This window comes from Frisingicoccus sp. (assembly GCA_016298055.1).
Classification (GTDB): Bacteria; Bacillota; Clostridia; order Lachnospirales; family Lachnospiraceae; genus Frisingicoccus.
This window is the reverse complement of sequence record JAEDDO010000209.1, coordinates 1-3,013: the sequence shown is the minus strand read 5'-3', so window position 1 is coordinate 3,013 and position 3,013 is coordinate 1. Positions and strand designations below refer to the sequence as shown.

General features: G+C 41.4%; 3 protein-coding genes. 1 reads left to right on the top strand and 2 read right to left on the bottom strand.

Annotated elements, in window-relative coordinates:
- Positions 1-43: 43 nt before the first annotated feature.
- Positions 44-961 (bottom strand): electron transfer flavoprotein subunit alpha/FixB family protein, encoded by a 918-nt coding sequence (locus tag QZZ35_RS10630; protein WP_291237380.1) that lies wholly within the window; start codon positions 959-961, stop codon positions 44-46.
- An 11-nt stretch (positions 962-972) separates the two neighbouring features.
- Positions 973-1,749, bottom strand: coding sequence for an electron transfer flavoprotein subunit beta/FixA family protein (locus QZZ35_RS10625; protein ID WP_291237379.1), 777 nt, complete (start codon positions 1,747-1,749; stop codon positions 973-975).
- Between the two features lie 141 nt (positions 1,750-1,890).
- On the opposite strand from QZZ35_RS10625, the gene QZZ35_RS10620 reads away from it, so the two are divergent.
- On the top strand, positions 1,891-3,013 hold a 1,123-nt coding region (locus QZZ35_RS10620; protein WP_291237378.1), incomplete at its 3' end, for an MATE family efflux transporter.

Sequence of the window (3,013 nt, the reverse complement as noted above, 5' to 3'; positions counted from 1 at the left end):
TGATCAATGAGTCAAGGAACCTGTCCCCATTTATCGTCCGTTTTTATCTTTCTTTGATAATCTTGATCAATTCAGGAATGACTTTATGAAGGTCTCCAACGATGCCATAGTGGGCAATGTCAAAAATCGGTTCACTGGCATTTGTATTAATGGCAATAATGATTTCGGAGTCTTTCATGCCGACAACATGTGGCAGAGCACCGGAAATACCGCAGGCAAAGTAAACTTTCGGGGCAACAGTCTTGCCTGTAGCTCCAACCTGGTAGTCTTTGGAAATCCAGCCTTCTTCAACAGCCGCACGGGATGCTGCAATATTACCGCCGAGAAGACGTGCAAGTTCACGAAGGGAATCAAAGCCTTCAGCGCTTCCAACACCGCGTCCGCCGGCAACGAGAATGGATGCGTCTTCGATATTGGAGTCTGCAAGAGCGGAATCTTCGATAATCTCGATCAATTTGCTGCGGATCGAGGCAGCATCATCAGAAGATGCGAGAACTTTCTTGTTTGTTTCGGTATCCGGCACATTATTCTCCAGAGGGAAAGTGCCCGCTGAAAAACTGGCAATCTGAGGGAAGGTTGTTAAAGAAATTGTTGCATTCAGTTTTCCATCAAAGGTTGGACGGATGAAAAGAAAATCTTTTTCTGCGGAACGATATATAATATTTGAACAATCAGATGCAATACCAAGGTTTAATGAAGCGGTAAGGCCTGCACTGATTTCTTTTCCAAGGGATGTAAAGCCAAAGAGAATGGCAGCCGGAGCTTCTTCGGAAATTGAAGCAGAAAGAGCGGATACGATGCTTTCCGGAGATGCACTTTCGGATGGTGCAAATACCGGTACCGCAGTCATTCCGGATTCTTTGGCAAGCTCCATGGCTTTGGCAAGTAATTCCAGACTGACATGTTTCGGCTGATTATTCAATGTTTCAATAAATACCCATATATTGTTTGAATTCTTCATAATGGAACCTCCTATGCTAAAATTTTTCCGAAGAGAATATCTGCAAGATTACGTGCGGATTCAGCTTCATCTTTACCCTGAATTCGGAAACCGGTTTCTTTCGGCTGTATCGGGAAGATGGCTTCGACTTTTGATGGTGATACAAGATCTTCGTCGGAAAGATTCAGTTCATTGTTGGTAAGAACCTGAATGACAGCCTGTTTTGCAGCTCTTTTTCCCTTAAGTGTGACAGGACGCAGTTTGTTGCATCCTTCTTCAAAGGAACATACAACCGGAAGCGGTGATTGCCATACTTCATAAACACCACCAGATTTTCTTCGGATAGAAAGACCATCATCAGTCATATCAATCTGGCAGGCACTGTGGAGCAACCCAAAATCCAAGAGGGAAGCAAGTTTTCCGCCAATCTGGCCGGTAGCACTGTCCAGTGAGAACTGGCCGCAGAATACAGCATCAGCGTCTCCCAGATAGCGGATGGCAGCTGCAAGGATCTTCGCAGTAACAAGGGTATCTGCACCTGCAAATGCTTCATCTGAAATGCGGATGAACCGATCAGCCCCAACAGCAGCAGCTTCGCGAAGCTGAGCTTCACAGCTTTCATTCCCCATTGTAAGTACGGTTACAGTGCCGCCAGAGGCACTCTTTAAAGTTAAAGCAGCTTCAAGCGCGTTCAGATCGGATGGATTGGCCATATTTGCTGCATTTGAACGATCAATTGTAAATGTTTTATGATCAATCTTTATATCAGAAATAACGGGAATCTGTTTCAATAACACATAAATATTCATAAAATACCTCCTGACTAAAAAACAGTAATTGTTACTGATATTATACAACATTATACTTAAAAAATCAATTGATTATTTGATAATCTGTGATAAAATATTACGCGGTATAAAAACAGAAACATAAAAAGGAGAGAGACAGCAATGGATAAAATGACGAAAAATTCCTATTTGTTTAAAATGTCCATACCGATTTTTGTAGAATTGATGCTTCAGCTTCTGGTAGGTAATATTGACCAGATCATGGTCAGCCGTTATTCTCAGTCTTCGGTGGCGGCAATTGTCAATGGCAATCAGATCATGAATATCGTTATTATTACGATGAATATGCTGTGTATGGCGACAACGGTTGTTCTGACTCAGTGCCTTGGCGCAAAAGATAAATATAAGTCGAATCAGCTCTGTATGATCTCTATGCTGGTCATTGGGGTGGTAGGGACTTTTTCCACATCGATTGTTCTTTTATTTAACCGGCAGATTTTTCAGATGATGAATATCGATCCGGTTATACTCGAGGAGACCTGCTCGTATCTGATGATCGTTGGGGGATTTTCTATTGTTCAGGGATTGTATTTGAATTTTGCGGCTATTCTTCGAAGTCATACTCGCTTAAAAGAAGTGATGATGGTATCTGTCGGCATGAATATTATAAATATTGTTGGTAATGCCATTCTTATTAACGGACTTTTTGGTCTTCCACGGCTTGGAATTATTGGTGCAGCTATTTCAACCGTATTCAGTAAAACGGTCGGTCTTGCAGCAATTTATCTTGTATTTCGAAAATATACGGAGATTGAATTAAAATTTTGTTATTTAAAAGAAGGAAGCCGGGATATGCTTTTTAAATTGTTGAAAATCGGAATTCCTTCGGGTGCGGAAAACTTCTCCTACAATCTGTCTCAGATTTGTATATTAAGTATTATTAATCCTTATGGTGCCATTGTCACAGCCACGAAAGGCTACTGCAGTATTCTGGCGAATTTTGCCTATGTCTATGCGATCGCTATTTCAGAGGCAGTGCAGATTGTCATTGGTTATCTTCTGGGAAGCGGACAGATTGATGAGGTTGAGAAAAAAGTATGGTGGACTCAGAAAATATCGATTGCAGTCTGTGTGGGTATGATGTTTATTATATGGGTATTTGGTTATCCGATTCTTGGTGTGTTTACCGATAATCCGGACATGCTTGCCCTTGGAAAACAGATTTTGTTCATTGATATTTTTCTGGAATTTGGACGTGCGATCAATATTTTGATGACAAAATGTC